This is a genomic window from Phytopseudomonas daroniae, from assembly GCF_004327275.1.
Classification (GTDB): domain Bacteria; phylum Pseudomonadota; class Gammaproteobacteria; order Pseudomonadales; family Pseudomonadaceae; genus Aquipseudomonas; species Aquipseudomonas daroniae.
Genome location: NZ_QJUJ01000003.1, coordinates 488299 through 503882, shown reverse-complemented (window position 1 = coordinate 503882; position 15584 = coordinate 488299). Strand labels below are relative to the sequence as shown.

The window sequence follows — 15584 nt, the reverse complement described above, 5'->3', positions numbered from 1 at the left end:
GAACGATGGCGGCAGTGTCGCGCAAAAGCTGCGCGACAAAAACCGTCAATCGACAGGGACAATCCCGTAGCCCGGATTAGCCGCAGGCGTAATCCGGGTTTCGCGCAGGCAGCCGCAACACCCCATGCTGCCCCGGAACTCAGGCGCGACGATGGAGCTGGCCACGCCCAGAGGACGAGTCAGTCGTTGCCAAGTCTGGCCGCCTCGAGGCCGGTCAGTGAGTGTTTACTCAGCACGAACGAATGTTCGAAGCGAGCGGCAGCCACAGGGTGATCCTCGCGGTAGTGACTGCCCCGGCTCTCTTCGCGAGCCAGTGCGGCGCGTGCCATCAATTCGCCGACGTCAAGCAGGTTGTCGGTCTCCAGGGCCGCCACCCAGTCGGCCGGCGAGTCGATCCGGGTGTCCTGGCGCAGGGTCTGGCGCAGAGCCAGGCACAGTTGCTGGAAACCCTGCAGGCCCTGGCGGTCGCGCAGGATCAGCAGGTGGCGGTTGGCGGCCTTCTGCAAACGCTGGCGAATGTCGCCGAGGGCATGGCTACCTTGCCCGGCGAAGCGCTTCTCGGGGGCCAGGCGACCGGCATGTTCCGCCGCCAGGGGCGGGTGTTCCCGGCTGCACGCACGGGCCGCGGCCGCGCGGCCGGCGCGGGCACCGAACACCATGCAGGTCACCGACATGTTGCCGCCCAGGCGGTCGGCGCCGTGGGGGCCAGCGGCCACTTCGCCAGCGGCGAACAGGCCGGGCAAGGTCGACTCGGCGTTCTCGTCGATGCGCAGGCCGCCGTTGATGGCATGGGCCGAGCAGGTGATTTGCACCTTGTCGCGGTACAGGTCGATGCCTTTTTCCTGGTACCACTTGTAGGTCAGCGGCCACATGCGCGAGATGCTGCGCGTGCCGTCGGCGAGCACCGGGCCCAGGTCGCGGCCGATGAAGTCCATGTACACGCCACCCTGGTCAGTGCCGCGACCGGCGTTGATGGCCTTCTGGATGGAAATCTCGATATAGCGGGAAATATCGCTGGAGCTGAACGGGAAATGCCGCTCCTTTTCGTTGAGCACGGCGTCCAGGGTCAGCCCTTCGGGCAGGTAGTCCTCGACGAACGGGTTGCCGTCGCGGTCGGTGAGGTTGGGCCGGGCATCCCACAGGTAATTGCCGAACAGGTTGACGAAGGGCGCGATGACGCTGACCCCGGCCTGCATGAATTCCATGTTGACCAATTGCGCCCCGGCGCGATAAGCCATGGCGTATCCGTCTCCGGTGATGTCCGAAGGATACAGGTTCTTCTCAAACAACTGGCTGGCGCCACCGGTGGTGAGGATGGTCGACTTGGCGCGGATCAACACCGCCCGGCCCTCCTGATCCAGAGCGTGGGCGCCCACGCATTCGCCGTCCTGAACGAGTAGATCGGTGACCATCAGACGATCCATGACCCGGATGCCGCGGCGCGAGGCCTCACTGCCAAGCGCCTTGACGATGGGCTTGAAGTGATCCTGGATCACGTGCGAGCGCGGTCGTGAGGAGAAACAGGCGCGAAACACCAGGTAGCGATCTTCCTCGCGCTCGAAATGCACGCCATAGCGTTCCAGGTAATGCAGGGCGCTCTGCGCTTCGTCGGCGAGAATCTTTGCCAAGCGCGGGTCGGCCATGCCCTGGGCGGCGCGCAGAATGTCGTCGAGGAACACCTGCGGATCATCGAGCGCATCGCCGGCGCCATCGGGCACGTTGAAGGCGCCGACTTCGGCGACGCTGTGGAAGGTGGCACCGCTACGGCGGAACTCGCCTTTGATAGCGATTAGCACGTCCGCGCCGCCGTCGCTGGCTTCCAAGGCGGTACGCAGCGCCGCGGCGCCACTGCCGATGATCAGCACATCGGTGCTGACTTCATGCTGCTGGGTCGTCATCGTGGTTCTCCTGTCGCAGCGCACACCCTAGGCGAAGTGGGCGGCATTCATGGTGAGCAGGTTCGGACTGACCCGAACCGCGAAGGGAATCAGGTCGAGAACCTGGGTCTGCAGATCGATGCCCGGGGCGATTTCCTCTACCTGCAGGCCCTCGGTCTGGAGTGAAAGCACCGCACGCTCAGTGACGTAGTACACCTGCTGGCCTTTTTCCCGAGCCCGTTGCGCGTTGAAGGTGACCTGCTCGACAGCCGGGACGAACTTCGAGAAGCGCCCTTCCGACTCGATGTTCAAGCGTCCATCGCGGAAGGCGATCTGGGTGCTGCCGGCCGAGAAGGCACCGCAGAACACTACTCGCCGGGTGCGGTGGGTGATGTCGACGAATCCGCCGCAGCCAGGGATGATGCCGTTGAACTTGCTGACGTTGACGTTGCCCTGGGCATCGATCTGGCCGAAGCCAAGAAAGGAGATATCCAGGCCACCGCCGAGGAAGTACTCGAAGACCTGGGTCGAATCGATGATCGTCTCCGGGTTGATGTTGGTACCGAAGATCGCGCGCTCGCCCGGCACGCCACCTACCGAACCGTGCTCCGGAAAGAAAGTGGCGCGCTCACCGTCGCCACGTTCGTTGAGGATTTTGGGGATGTCGACCGGCATGCCGACGCCAAGGTTGACTACGTCATTGGAACGGATCTCATCGGCGGCACGGCTGGCGACAATACGCGAGATGCCTGGCGGCACCGTGCCGATGCGCTGCACTGGCATACGGATTTCGCCAGTAAGTGCCGGGTTGAGCTGTTCGCCACCGGAAACGCTCTGCTGCGCATCGACGACCACCGCGTCGACAAAAATACCGGGTATTTCCACCATGCGCGGATGCAGGGTGCCACTCTGCGCCAGGCGGCGAACCTGTACGATCACCTTACCGCCGGAATTCTTCGCGGCCATGGCCAGGGTCTTTACGCCCAGCGATACGGGCTCATCCTCCAGGCTGATATTGCCGCTCTCATCGGCCGTGGTGCCGCGCAGGAAGGCGACGTTCACCGGTAGCGGCGCGTAACTCAGGTAGTCGCGCCCCTGCACCTGCACCCGTGTGGCCAAGGACTCGGAAGTATGCGTGTTCATCCGCCCGCCTTCGTTGGCCGGATCGACGAAGGTATCCAGGCCGACGTCGGTGAGGGTCAGCGGCTTGCCGCAAGCGGTGTCGCGCAGGATCTGGAACAGCGTGCCCATGGGTACCACATGAGCCTCGAAGGCGTTTTCCTTGAGCAGCTCGGTGTAGCGCGAGGTTTTCAGGAAGCTGAAACCGCTGCCAATGGCGCGCCGAATCATGCCCGGCTGAGCCAGATGTTCCAGCCCCCGTTCCGGGCCCATACCGACGATGATCGGGTGCACTTCGGTGAGGTCGCGTGGGCTACCTTCGCGTAGGAAGCGTTCGCCCAAGGCGCGCAGCAGAGTGTCCGGCGCAAGGACGTTCTCGCAACCGCAGATGGCCAGGGTGTCGCCATCGCGCACCAGGCTGGCGGCCTGCTCGGCGCTGATGATCTCGACTTTTTTCATGACGTGTTCCTCAGGCGCCGAGTTCTTTTTCGATCCGTTCGGCTGTGGCTTTGAGTTGTGCGTAGAAATGCGCGATACGCTCTTCGGGCATGCGCACCGAGGGCATGGCGATGTTAATGCCGGCCACCACCTTGCCCGTGGCATCGCGCAGAGGCACGGCAATGCTGGAGACACCTTCCTCGAACTCGCCGATGTTCAGCGAATAGCCTCGCTCGCGGATGCGTGTGCGCTCTTCCTGCAACCGCTGCTCGGAGACAATCGTCTGGTCGGTGTAGGCGGTCAGTTGCCGTTCGAGGAACTGCTCCGCCTCAGCGTCGCTCATGTAAGCGAGGAACACCTTGCCCATGCTGGTGCAGTGCAAGGGAGACAGGGCACCAACCTGGGAGTTGAGGTCGAGCATGCGGCTGACCGTGCGGCTGGTGGTTCTGAGCAGAAAAGAGGCGTTGAACCCCTCACGCTTACCGAGATGGGCGACTTCGCCGATCTCGTCGGAGAGCGCCTGCAGGTAGGGCCGGGCAACCTCGACGATATCGATATTGGCGATGCCGTCCACCGCCAGCCTGAGCAGTGCCGGACCGAGGCGATAACGATCATCCTGCTGATCCTGGATCACGTAGTCCATATGCTCCAGGGTCTTGATCAGGTCGAACACAGTGCCCTTGCTCAGATCGAGCTCCTTGCTGATCGCGCTTATCCCCTTCGATTGCCCACCGATGACGTTGAGTACCGAGAGCGCGCGCACCACCGAGCGGATGGTTTTTGCCGTGTCGTCTTTCATTGGATTTCTCGCTGGCTGGTCTCGGGCTTGTTCCTGAGCACCTTCACCACAGTGTCGCCCAAGGCGCAGAGGGTGCCGTGCTGGTTGCTGATTTCGGCTTCCATGATGACCTTACGCCGCTCGGGCTGGAGATCGGTGATGCGCACCCGAACCGAGATGGTGTCGCCGATGAACACCGGTGCCACACATTTGATGCTGAACGATTGTGCGGCGTAGCCGGGCGGCGAAAGGCGCTCGCCGAGCAATTCGACCGTGCAGCGTGAGACGAAGCCCGGTAGCAGGGCTCCGTGAACCACTCGTGCGCCGAGTTTTTCCTCCGCGTAGGGAGCGTTGACGTGGTTGGGGTGAAAGTCCCCGACGATGCCGGCATACAGGTAGACGTCGGACTCGGAGATGGTTTTCTGGATGATTCGTTCGTCACCCAGACTTACGCGTGCAAAGGGATCGGTGGACATGGTCGGCTCCGGCGTCAGGTCAGCAGATTGGGCAGAAAGAGGATTATTTCGGGGAACAGGATCAGCACGAAGATCAGAGCGACAAAGGTGATCACGAAGACCATCGATTCGCGCACCATGGTCGGCACCGACACCTTGGCGATGGCACCTGCGATCAGGATGCACAGGCCGAATGGCGGCGTGATCAGGCCCATCGCGGCGGTCATCACGATGACCATGGCCATGTGTAGCGGATCGATGCCAGTGGTGGTGGCAATCTGCTGGGCGATGGGCAGGAAGATAATCATCGCCGGCACGCCGTCGAGAAAACAGCCGATGACCAGGAAAATGGCGAAGATGAACAGCAGGCCCGTGACCTGGTTCAGCTCATAGTGGGCGACGAAGTCGCCAACCATCTCGGGCACCTGGAGGAAGGCCACCATCCAGCCGAAGGCAACGGCCGAGGCGATGGCAAATACCGGCAGGGAGACCATGATCGCGGCTTCCTTGGCGATCGCCGGCAAGTCGCGCAGGCGCACGCTGCGCAACATGACGATTATCACCAGAGCGTAGGCCACCGCCGCCACACCGGCTTCGGTGGGGGTGAAGCTGCCGGAGAGGATGCCACCGATGATGATCACCGGCACGCCCAGCGGTAGCAGGCAGCGGCGCAGCGCGGTGAAGAACTGCACGCCGCTGGCACGCGGCTCGCACGGGTAGTTGCGGTGGCGCGAGATGAAGTAGGCCACCACCATCTGCGACAGGCCGACCAGGAACCCGGGGATGACCCCAGCGAGGAACAGCTTGGTCATCGACAGATTGCTCAGCGAGCCATAGACGATCATCAGCACGCTGGGCGGGATGATCGCACCCATGGTCGAGGATGCCGCCGTGATCGCCGCCGAGAAGCCGGGCGAGTAGCCGCGCTTGACCATGGCCGGGATCATCATCGAGCCCATGCCGGCAGTGTCGGCGGTAGCGGTACCGGAAACCGTGGCGAACATCATGCTCACCACGACGTTGACCTGTGCCAGACCGCCCTTGATGTGGCCGACCATGGTCTGTGCCAGGTCGATGAAGCGGTCGGTGATGTTGCCCCTATTCATCAGATAGCCGGCGAGGATGAAGAAGGGGATGGCCAGTAGCGGGAAGTAGTCCAGCGAGGAATACATGCGCTCGACCAGCATTTGCACCGGCATGTCGGAAAAATGAATCGCCAGCAGAGTAGAGATAGACAGGCACAGCGCCAGCGGCACGCGCAGTACCAGCAGCACGGAAAAGCTGCCGAACAGCAGAGCGATGAGGAATGCGTTGCTCATGGCGCGATTCTCCTGTTTGCGGCTAGAGCCAGCAGATTGTGCAGCGCGTTGACGATGAACAGGGCGCCGCACAAGGGCATGATCAGCATGGTGTAACCCTGTTTTATGCCCAGCGAGAACGAGTAGCGGTGCATGCCGCTTTCCATGAACGAGAGGCCGTGCACCAGGAAGACGAGGCCGAGAACCAGCACCAGCACCGAGGTCAAGGCATCGAGCAGCAGCGACACCGGGTGCTCCGGCGGAAACCAGTGGAAAAGCAGGTCGACGACGAAGTGCTCGCGGCGCAGTACGCCCACGGTGCTGCCGAGGAAGGCGACCCAGATGAAGCAAATGGTGGCCAGTTCCATAGACCAAATGAACGATGTGCCGAAGAAACTGCGTGAGATGATTTCCAGTAGCAAGGTGCCGCACATGATCGCCAGCAGTAGGCCGCAGACGTTCAGCGCACAAGTTTCCAGCAGCTTGACGAAGCGGCCGTAGACAGCAAACGGACTGTTCATGGGAGTATCCCGTGTAGAAAGCGGGCGCGCCGGTTGGCGGGCGCCCACCGGGCTCAGAGGTTGCGAATGGTGTCGAGCATCGACTCGGCGCCGACATCTTTGGCGACGCTGTCGTAGAGCGGTTCCAGGGGCGCACGGAAGGCGGCCTTGTCGACCTGGACGATGGTCGCGCCGTCGGCCTGCATGGCGGCGATCGCCTTGTCCTGGAAGGTCACGGAGAGATCGAGCAGTTGCTGCCCTGCCTCGCTGAAAGCGGTGCGCACCGCCGGCTTCAGCGCTTCTGGCACCTTGCTCAGGGCGCGATCCGACATCAACACCAAGGCGACGTAGAAGGAGTGGTCGGTCTGCGAAAGATGCTTGGCGACCTCGTGCAGCTTGTAGGTGTAGAGGATGTCCGGCGCGTTCTCCACGCCCTGGATCACGCCTTGGCGCATGGCCGCCACCACTTCCGGCATGGGCAGGTTGATCGGTTGGGCGCCGTAGCTGGACCACACCTGCGACTCGATAGGGTTGGCCTGTACGCGCATGCGGATGCCGAACGATTTCATGTCCGCCGGGCTGGTGACCTCGCCCTTGGTGTTGGCGAACCAGCGGCTGCCAACGGTGCTCGGCGCCATCAGTTGCAGGCCGAGCTGAGTGTTGCTGACGACCTCCTGCATTTGCTGCCACAGAGCGCTGTCCGGGGCCATGCCCTTGCGATAGGTCTCATAGCTTTCAAAGATGTAGGGCACGCTGAACAACTGGAACTGGGGCACGAAAGAGGCGAAGTTGCCGCCGCCGACTACCGCGATGTCCAGCGAGCCGTTGCGCAGGCCTTCGATCATGCTCAGTTCGTTGCCCAGTTGCTGGTTGGGGTAGATGCGCAGCTTGACCTGGCCGTCAGTCTGCTTCTGCAACTCCTTGTCCAGTAGGTCGAGGGCGTTGTAGTAGAGACCGTCGCGGTTGGATTCGGTACCCGCGGTGAAGACAAGATTGACGCGCTCGGCAGCCAGTACGGCGTGGCTACCGAACAGGCCGATGCAGACGGCCGTGCCCAGCGCGGTGAAGAGTTTCTTCAGTTTCATGGCGTTTTCCTTGTACTTATTATTGGTTCGGATCGTGTAGTGCCGATACACTTCGCTCTTCGTACGGTCAATCCGTACACCGTACGGATATTTGCATTGAGCGCACGGATTGTCAACCGTTCCATCTCGGCGCCAGAGGGGGGGCTAAGGGAAATTCCGGCATGATGGCCGAAGGCGGGCTCTTGCAAATAGGCGTGACGTAGCTGTCACGATGACCTTCACTCCAACTAGCGTACGGACGATCCGAGCGGTAGCGGATGGTTGAACGCGGCGTTTCACCACGCTTCGTTGCTACTTCTGCCATCGATCAGACAGCTGATACCTTGCGGGTAGGTGTGCCAGCCCACACCGAGGCGGACGAACTGCCCAGCTCGGAAACGGAAATCCGCATCACGGGAGTGCGTGGGTGAACACCGGCAAAGATTAGGGACAGCAGCTGCGAGTTGCATAGAACCGCGCCTGCCGGCCCGATAGAGCACGCTTTCGTAGGAGCCGGCTTGCCAGCGAACCTCGTCTCGATTGCATCGCCGGCAAGGCTAGGCGCCCCCGCAGCTCCTACAGGCGTGATTGCTTCGGCGCTTACAGCGCGTCGCGGCTGCTGGCGCCATCCACCAGACGGGCGATGCCCAGCGGGTTGGCGTTCTTCAGCGCGTCGGGCAGCAGCGCGTCCGGGCAGTTCTGGTAGCACACCGGGCGCAGGAAGCGGTCGATGGCCAGGGTGCCCACCGAGGTGCCACGGGCGTCGGAGGTCGCCGGGTACGGGCCGCCATGCACCATGGAGTCGCAGACTTCCACACCGGTCGGGTAGCCGTTGAACAGTACACGACCGACCTTCTGCTCGAGCAGCGCGAACAGCTCTTCGCTACCAGCCAGGTCGCCCGGCTCGGTAAGCAGGGTGGCGGTCAGTTGGCCGTGCAGACCGTTGATGGCCGCCAGCAGCTCGGCCTTGTCGGCCACTTCGACGACGATGGTGGTCGGGCCGAAGACTTCTTCCTGCAGCAACTCGTCGCCGTTCAGCAGCAGGCTGACGTCGGCCTTGAACAGTTGCGGGCGGGCCTGGTTGCCTTCCTGCCTGGCGCCGGTCAGGTGAGTGATGCCGGCATGCGCGTTGAGCGCTTCCAGGCCTTTCACGTAGCTCTTCAGGGTGCCGGTGTTGAGCATGGTTTGCGGCGGCTGCTCGGCCATCTTGGCGGTGAAGCTTTCCAGGAAGGCGCTGAACTCAGGCGAACGGACACCGATCACCAGGCCTGGGTTGGTGCAGAACTGACCACATCCCATGACCACCGAACCAGCCAGCTCGCCGGCGATTTTCTCGCCACGGGCCTTGATGGCTTCGGGCAGCAGGATGACCGGGTTGATGCTGCTCATCTCGGCGAATACCGGAATCGGCTGCGGGCGCGCCGCGGCCATGTCGCACAGGGCGCGACCACCTTTCAGCGAACCGGTGAAGCCAACGGCCTGGATGGACGGATGCTTGACCAGCGCCTCACCGACGCCACTGCCGTAGATCATGTTGAACACACCCTTGGGCATGCCGGTCTTGTCGGCGGCGCGCAGCAGGGCTTCGGCAACGAAGGCGGCGGTGGCCATATGGCCGCTGTGGGCCTTGAACACCACCGGGCAGCCGGCGGCCAGGGCCGCGGCGGTATCGCCACCGGCGGTGGAGAAGGCCAGCGGGAAGTTGCTGGCGCCGAACACCGCGACCGGGCCGAGGCCGATGCGGTACTGACGCAGATCCGGACGCGGCAGCGGCTGGCGATCCGGCAGGGCACGGTCGATGCGTGCGCCGAAGAAGTCGCCACGACGCAGCACCTTGGCGAACAGGCGCATCTGGCCGCTGGTACGGCCACGCTCGCCCTGGATACGGGCGGTGGGCAGTGCGGTTTCGCGGGTAACGGTGGCGACGAACTCGTCACCCAGGGCATCCAGCTCGTCGGCGATGGCGTCGAGGAAATCGGCGCGCTTGGCGGCCGGCAGGCTGCGGTAAGCGGGGTAAGCGGCTGCGGCGGCTTTGGCGGCAGCGTCGACTTCTTCAGGGGTGGCCTGGATGAAGTCGTAGGACAGGGCTTCGCCGGTGCTGGCGTCATGACTCTTGTGAACGACGGAGCCGGCTGCGCTGAACGCGCCGCCGATGATGTTGTGGCCGATAACGGACATGGAATATTCCTCCTGGTTAGAACCAAGGCGGGGCCAACAGGCCCCGGGATGGATAACGATGAATGGTTTACAGAGCAGTCACGCCGCCCGGTTCGAGCGGCTCGTCGGCCGCCACCAGCCCATTGCGCAAGGGTGCGCCGAACTCGTTCATTTCGATCTCGAAGGTATCGCCGGGCTGAGCCTTGATACCATCGGCAAAGGACAGCGTAGCGGTGCCGAAGTAATGCACATGCACGTCGCCCGGACGCAGGAACTGCTGATATTTGAAGTGATGGAACTCCAGATTCTCCAGGCTGTGGCACATGTTCTCCTCACCGCTGAGGAACTCCTTCTCCCACAGCACCTCATTCCCACGGCGAATGCGGCTGGTACCGGACAGGTGGGCCGGTAACTGGCCTACGCGCAGTTCCGGGCCATAGGCGCAGAAGCGCAGCTTGGAGTGAGCCAGGTACAGGTAGCTGCGGCGTTCCATTACATGGTCGGAGAACTCGTTGCCCAGGGCATAGCCGAGGCGGTAAGGCTTGCCGTCATCACCGATGACGTACAGGCCGACCAGTTCGGGCTCTTCACCGCCATCCTCGGCGAACACCGGCACCGGCAGGTCGGCGCCCGGGCGCACGACGATGCCGCCATCGCCCTTGTAGAACCACTCCGGCTGCGCACCGACCTTGCCAGCGCCCGGCTTACCACCCTCGATCCCCCAGCGGAACATGCGCATGGTGTCGGTCAGGGTGGCTTCGTCCTGGGCCTTCTGCTGATGCATCTTGTCGCGGGTGGAGGCGCTGCCAAGGTGGGTCAGGCCGGTGCCGGTGATCAGGCAGTGGGCCGGATCCTCATGATCCAGCGGCGGCAGGATACGGCCGCCTTCCTGCAGATCGGCATAAGCAGGGCCGACCTCGGTGCCGCGGCTGTCCACTTCGTCCTGCAGGCTGCGGCCGGCACGAATGGCCGCCAGCGCCAGTTCGCGGGTATTGGTGATGCCGCGAACGGTGCGGATGGCATCGCCTTCGACAACGCCAACCTGGCGCCGGCCTTCGCTGGATTCGAACTGGATCAGTCGCATGGCTTATCTCTCTTTATTAGTAGTTTGCCCATGGGGTACAGGACAGACTTTACGAACTGCGCGCCAGCCTGCCTAATGACAAGCCCTGATCAAGCAATAACTGTTGGTTATCCCCATGATCGCGTCCCTGCCCGCCCTGGTTTCCCGACTGCGCCTGAAACAGCTGCGCCTGCTTATCGCCCTCGACGAACAGGGTTCGCTGCACAAGGCCGCAGAGGCCGTTGCGATCAGCCAGCCGGGAGCGACCAAGGCCCTCAACGAGATCGAGTCGGCGTTCGGCATGCGCCTGTTCACCCGCACCAGCCAGGGCCTGGAGGCCAATGACCTGGGGCGCTGCGCGATTCGCTACGCACGGCTGATCCATAGCGATCTGGCGCATTTGCGTGAGGAGATGCTGGGGATTCTCCAGGGCCAGGGTGGCCGTCTGGTGGTCGGCGTGATCATGGGCGCGGTGCCGCTGCTGATGCGCAGCCTGACGCGCCTGCGCAGCAAACAGCCGGAGCTGTCAGTGGAAATCGTCGAGGACACCAGCGCGCGCCTGCTCAGCCTGATCGACGAGGGCCGCCTGGATCTGGCGATCTGCCGAACCAGTGTCAGCCGCAGGCCGGATGCCTATGATTGCCTGAGCCTGCATCAGGAACAGTTGAAGGTGGTGGCCAACCCGGATCACCCACTGGCTGGCAGCCAGGGGCTGAATCTGGCGCAACTGGCGCCCTACAGCTGGGTGGTCTACCCGGCGAACATGCCGATGCGCCTGGTGCTGGAGCGGGAGTTCAGCGAAGCCGGTCTGGAGTTTCCACGCTACCCGCTGGAAACGGCGTCGACCTTCGCCACCCTGATGCTGCTGCAGGAAGACCCGAACCTGGTCGCCCTGATGCCGCGGGAAACAGCGCAATCGGCAACGCGCTTCGGCAGGCTGGCGTGCCTGGATCTTTCCCTGGTCTTGCGTAGCGAACCCTACGGCGTGATCAGCCGCCACGGCTCACCGCTATCGGCGCCCGCCCGGCTGCTGCTGGAGGAGTTGCGTAGCGAACAAGGCAGTAGCGACCGGCCGTAGGATGGGCCGGGCCGCGCAGGTGAACCCCATCGGCAATTGATGGGTTTCACCCATCCTACGACCTAGCGGACATTTCATGTACGACCGCAAAAAGGCGATAGCGGCCGTAGGGTGGATCGGGGCGCGTAGCTGACGCTCTTTTCATCCACCATCGCGATTGCAGAGCGGTGGACGGATGAAGCGTCGTCCACCCTACGAACGGCCGTTTGCGCCTTTAAGACCGTAGAACGTAGCCTGGATTAGCCGCAGGCGTAATCCGGGGCCGAAGGCCGTGATCCATGGTTCAACGCGGGTCACCGACCGGCTGCTCCCGCCTTGTAGCGTCTTATCGATCAACTTCTGGCTCGCAATTAGCCCTTCACGACCATGCGCCCGTCCCCCGCCCTGCGCAATGCCGCGGCCAGGCGCCGGGCGATGTCGGTCACTTGGGCGTCCTGCCCCTGGGCGACGATGAACTGGGTACCGACGCGCAAGGCATAGCCGCCGGGCGTGGTCGGGTCGGCGCAGGTGCCGACCAGAATGCCCAGCAGTTCCAGTGCCTTCATCTCCTGCGCTGCCTGCGACATCGGGCTCATCGGCACCAGCACCTGATGGGTGAAGACTTCGCCCGGCGCTGGCGCGATCACCGCCACGTCCCGTTCGCGCAGTACCTGGGCGAAAGTCTCGCTGGCCGCGCAGACTCGCCTGGCATAGGCGCCACCATCGGCTTGCGCCTGCTGCAGGGTGACCAGGAAGGCGGGCAGCTTGCCGGCATCGTAGTTGGCCAGCAGCGCCCGGTCGATAAAGCACGCCAGGCGCTCGCCATCGGCGACATCACGCCCGGCGATCAGGCTATGCGGTCGACCGGGCAGGGTCTTGTAGGTGGAGCTGGTGAGGATGTCGACGCCCAGCGCCAATGGATTGGGAAAGGTGCCGCCAGCAATCAGACCGGAAACGTGGGAGGCATCGTAGATGGTCTTCGCGCCGACCTCACGGGCAGCCGCGATCACCGGCTCGATATCATCGGGAGTGACGATCACCGAACGCCCCAGCATCACCAATGCCGGGCGCAGCTCGCGCACCTGCTCGGCAGCGGCCTTTGCATCCAGGCGGCAGGCGTGGGTATCGAACGGCAGGTCGGCGACCCGTAGCCCGGCCAATTCCGGCGTGCCGCCACGGCGCTGGCTCAGGTGCCCGCCATGGGCGGCGGCCGGCGCCAGCAGCAGGTCGCCTGGCCGGGAGAAAGCATGGAACACCGCCAGGTTGGCGATGGTGCAACTGGGCAGGCGTGGCTCGGCCCAGGCAGCGTCGAACAGGCCGCAGATGCGCTCGCGCACGGCAATTTCCAGCCCCGAGACCAGGTCGGTATCCGGCTGTTCCTTGGCGAAACTCGGCCCCATCGCCGGGTAGGCGCTCAGCTCCGGCGCATAGGCACGTCGGGCCTCTTCGCTGGGCAGGTTGGCACCGGCGTACAGCACCACACGGCCATCACTCAGCGCCGCACCGCGCTCAGCGGCCATGCTCAGCAATTGCTGCTCGTTGGGTAGTTCCATGAATTGAGACTCGTCAGGCTTCAGTGAGAAAGAATTTTCGAGAGGAACTGCTGAGCCCTTTCGCTGCGCGGGCTGCCAAAGAAATCATCCTTGTCGGCGTCTTCGACGATCTCACCGCGATCCATGAAGATCACCCGGTTGGCAACCTTTCGCGCAAAGCCCATCTCGTGGGTCACGCACATCATGGTCATGCCCTCATGGGCCAGTTGCACCATGACGTCGAGCACCTCGTTGACCATCTCCGGGTCGAGCGCCGAAGTCGGTTCGTCGAACAGCATCACCACCGGATCCATGGCCAGAGCGCGGGCGATCGCCACGCGCTGTTGCTGGCCGCCGGACAGCTGACCGGGAAACTTGTGCGCATGGGCGGTCAGGCCAACCCGCTCCAGCAGCTGCAGGCCCTTGCGCTCGGCCTCGGCCTTGCCGCGCTTGAGCACCTTGATCTGCGCGAGCATCAGGTTGTCGATGATCGACAGGTGGGGGAACAGCTCGAAGTGCTGGAACACCATGCCGACACGTGAGCGCAACGCAGGCAGATTGGTGCTCCTCGCCGTCAGGCTGATGCCGTCGACGACGATATCGCCGCTGTCGATCGGCTCCAGGCCGTTGACTGTCTTGATCAGCGTGGATTTGCCGGAGCCGGAAGGGCCGCAGACCACCACCACCTCGCCCTTGGCGACCGAGGTCGAGCAGTGCGACAGCACCTGGAACGAACCGTAGGATTTACAGACATCGCTGATCGTTATCATGGCGAAGGCACCTTAGCGAATGATGGCGACGCGCTTTTGCAGGCGGCGTACGGCATGGGAGGCGAGCAGGGAAATCACGAAGTAGACGAGCGCGGCGAAGACGTACATCTCCAGCAGGCGACCGTCACGCTGGGCGATCTTCGCCGCGGCGCCGAGGAAGTCGGTGATCGACAGGATGTAGACCAGCGAGGTGTCCTGGAACAGCACGATGGTCTGCGTGAGCATCAGCGGCAGCATGTTGCGCAGCGCCTGGGGCAACACCACGTTGAACAGGCTCTGCCGGCCGGTCATGCCCAGCGCCATGGAGGCCTGGGTCTGCCCCCTGGGCAGCGACTGGATGCCGGAGCGGATGATTTCGCAGAAGTAGCATGCCTCGAACAGGGTGAAAGTGATTACCGACGACCAGAACGGATCGATGCGCATCGGCCGCGACGCGCCGGTCACCCACTGCGCCACGAACGGCATCATGAAGTAGAACCAGAAGATCACCAGCACCAGCGGCAGCGAGCGCAGCAGGTTGACGTAGCCGCCGGCGAACAGCGACAGCGCGCGATAACGCGACAGGCGCATCACCGCCAGCAGCGAGCCGAAAAGGATGCCGCCCAGGGTCGCCAGAACGGTGAGCGTCAGGGTGAAGCTCATCCCGGTGAGGAATAGATAGGGGAGCGAGTCGATCACCACCCCCAGATCGAAACTGCCAAACATGTTCAGCTCTCCTTACGCAGGCCGTAGCCTGGTACAGCGGCCTTGCGCTCGACGGCACGCATGGCGAAGACGATGATCAGGTTGAGCAGCAGGTACAGGGTGGTCGCCGCGGTGAAGGCTTCGAAGGTCTGGAAGCTGTTCTCCTGCATCGCCCGGGCGCTGCCGGTCAGCTCCATCAGGCCGATCGCCAGGGCCACCGAGGTGTTCTTGGTGCAACTGAGAAATTCGGAGGTGATGGCCGGCACGACGATGCGATAGGCCATGGGCAACAGCACGTAGCGGTAGGTCTGCACCAGGGTCAACCCCATGGCCAGACCCGCCATGCGCTGGCCGCTGGACAGACTTTCCAGGCCGGCGCGCACCACTTCGGCCATACGCGCAGCGTGATAACAGCCCAGACAGATCACAGCCGTATAGAACGCAGCGTTGGGCACCTGCTTGAACCAGCGCCCCAGATCGTCGGGCAGCAGTTCCGGCAGTACGAAGTACCAGAGGAACATCTGCACCAACAGCGGAATGTTGCGGAACACCTCGACGAAGCCGGTGCCCAGTGCACGCAGCCAGGCCAGCGGCGAAGTACGCGCCACGCCGACCAGCGAGCCGAGCAGCAAGGCGATGGTGAAGGCACCGATGGCCGTGGCGACCGTCCAGCCGGCACCCCAGAGCAGTGTCATCAGGTAGGTATTGGTGCCATCGAGCGACGGCTCGAAGAAGATCCACCAGTTCCAGTTATAACTCATGGCCTAGCCCGTCCAGTGCATGTCATGGCCC

The 15584-nt window shown here is 63.4% G+C and carries 14 protein-coding genes; 1 reads left to right on the top strand and 13 read right to left on the bottom strand.

Translation table 11 applies throughout. The features are described 5' to 3' along the window. Positions 1–179 precede the first annotated feature (179 nt). From DNK10_RS10275 to araD1, 9 genes are all read right to left on the bottom strand, one after another. Positions 180–1898: an FAD-binding protein gene (locus DNK10_RS10275; protein ID WP_131191479.1), complete on the bottom strand. Its 1719-nt coding sequence runs from the start codon at positions 1896–1898 to the stop codon at positions 180–182. Between the two features lie 27 nt (positions 1899–1925). Then, the gene (locus tag DNK10_RS10270; protein WP_165495974.1) at positions 1926–3455 is read right to left on the bottom strand and encodes an acyl CoA:acetate/3-ketoacid CoA transferase; all 1530 of its coding nucleotides are present in this window, start codon (positions 3453–3455) and stop codon (positions 1926–1928) included. A 10-nt stretch (positions 3456–3465) separates the two neighbouring features. Then, on the bottom strand, positions 3466–4233 hold the full coding sequence (locus tag DNK10_RS10265) for an IclR family transcriptional regulator (RefSeq protein WP_131191477.1): 768 nt from the start codon (positions 4231–4233) through the stop codon (positions 3466–3468). Continuing rightward, on the bottom strand, positions 4230–4688 hold the full coding sequence (locus DNK10_RS10260) for a MaoC family dehydratase (protein WP_131180967.1): 459 nt from the start codon (positions 4686–4688) through the stop codon (positions 4230–4232). Before DNK10_RS10260 ends, DNK10_RS10265 begins: the two co-directional genes overlap by 4 nt. A 14-nt stretch (positions 4689–4702) precedes the next feature. Then, entirely contained in the window at positions 4703–5986 is a 1284-nt protein-coding gene (locus DNK10_RS10255) for a TRAP transporter large permease (protein ID WP_131180966.1), read from the bottom strand. Continuing rightward, a complete protein-coding gene (locus DNK10_RS10250) occupies positions 5983–6486 on the bottom strand; it encodes a TRAP transporter small permease (RefSeq protein WP_131180965.1) in 504 nt (167 codons plus the stop codon). The genes DNK10_RS10255 and DNK10_RS10250 overlap by 4 nt, the downstream gene beginning before the upstream one ends. 53 nt (positions 6487–6539) lie before the next feature. Then, complete coding sequence (locus DNK10_RS10245) at positions 6540–7550, bottom strand: TRAP transporter substrate-binding protein (protein WP_131191476.1); 1011 nt, start codon at positions 7548–7550, stop codon at positions 6540–6542. A 579-nt stretch (positions 7551–8129) separates the two neighbouring features. Continuing rightward, entirely contained in the window at positions 8130–9707 is a 1578-nt protein-coding gene (locus DNK10_RS10240; protein WP_131191475.1) for an aldehyde dehydrogenase (NADP(+)), read from the bottom strand. Between the two features lie 67 nt (positions 9708–9774). Continuing rightward, positions 9775–10770 carry an AraD1 family protein gene (gene araD1, locus DNK10_RS10235; RefSeq protein ID WP_131191474.1) on the bottom strand — a complete coding sequence of 332 codons (996 nt, stop codon included), beginning with the start codon at positions 10768–10770 and terminating at the stop codon, positions 9775–9777. A gap of 115 nt (positions 10771–10885) precedes the next feature. Between araD1 and DNK10_RS10230 the strand changes: the two genes are divergently transcribed. After that, complete coding sequence (locus tag DNK10_RS10230) at positions 10886–11827, top strand: LysR family transcriptional regulator (RefSeq protein ID WP_131191473.1); 942 nt, start codon at positions 10886–10888, stop codon at positions 11825–11827. Between the two features lie 350 nt (positions 11828–12177). On the opposite strand, the gene DNK10_RS10225 is transcribed toward DNK10_RS10230, so the two are convergent. Genes DNK10_RS10225 through DNK10_RS10210 form a run of 4 tightly spaced genes read right to left on the bottom strand, consistent with a single transcriptional unit; the run spans position 12178 to position 15553 of the window. Continuing rightward, positions 12178–13359, bottom strand: a complete 1182-nt coding sequence (locus DNK10_RS10225) for a glycine hydroxymethyltransferase (RefSeq protein WP_131191472.1) — start codon at positions 13357–13359, stop codon at positions 12178–12180. Positions 13360–13379: 20 nt separating this feature from the next. Next, positions 13380–14108, bottom strand: coding sequence for an amino acid ABC transporter ATP-binding protein (locus DNK10_RS10220; RefSeq protein WP_131191471.1), 729 nt, complete (start codon positions 14106–14108; stop codon positions 13380–13382). A 12-nt stretch (positions 14109–14120) separates the two neighbouring features. Beyond that, complete coding sequence (locus DNK10_RS10215; protein ID WP_131191470.1) at positions 14121–14813, bottom strand: amino acid ABC transporter permease; 693 nt, start codon at positions 14811–14813, stop codon at positions 14121–14123. A 2-nt stretch (positions 14814–14815) separates the two neighbouring features. Further along, positions 14816–15553, bottom strand: coding sequence for an amino acid ABC transporter permease (locus tag DNK10_RS10210; protein WP_131191469.1), 738 nt, complete (start codon positions 15551–15553; stop codon positions 14816–14818). Positions 15554–15584 lie beyond the last annotated feature (31 nt).